This window comes from Rhodococcus sp. T2V, assembly GCF_029269925.1.
Classification (GTDB): Bacteria; Actinomycetota; Actinomycetes; order Mycobacteriales; family Mycobacteriaceae; genus Rhodococcus_F; species Rhodococcus_F koreensis.
The window spans coordinates 1-309 of sequence record NZ_JARJBD010000463.1; the positions used below are offsets into that span (position 1 = coordinate 1).

A 309-nucleotide genomic window follows, 5' to 3' on the forward strand; every position below is an offset into this window, starting at 1 on the left:
TTGATTCCACCCTGATCGACCACCGCCAGGAAGTACCGCAACTGCCGCGCGTCCACCGGCTCACCTCGTTTTCGTTCACCTCGCGCCGAACCGCTATCCGGGCCACTCACTCTACCTGCGGAAACACCCGCCGATTAGGTGAAACCTATAAGCCGGATCACTTCTTGGTCATGGACGCTGCGCGAGTGTGACGGGTTAATGGATGCATCACACACTGTGACGAGCACAACACGATGGAGGCAACGACATGGCACCGCAGACGTTCAAGATTGCATCGATCCCCGCCGACGGCGTCGGCACGGAGGTCGT

Annotated in this window: 1 protein-coding gene; it reads left to right on the forward strand. The window is 59.5% G+C overall.

All coding sequences use genetic code 11. The features are described from left to right. Positions 1 to 191, forward strand: a 191-nt coding sequence (locus P3H15_RS54845) for a hypothetical protein (RefSeq protein ID WP_276144934.1), incomplete at its 5' end; no start/stop codon positions are given. Positions 192 to 309: the final 118 nt, after the last annotated feature.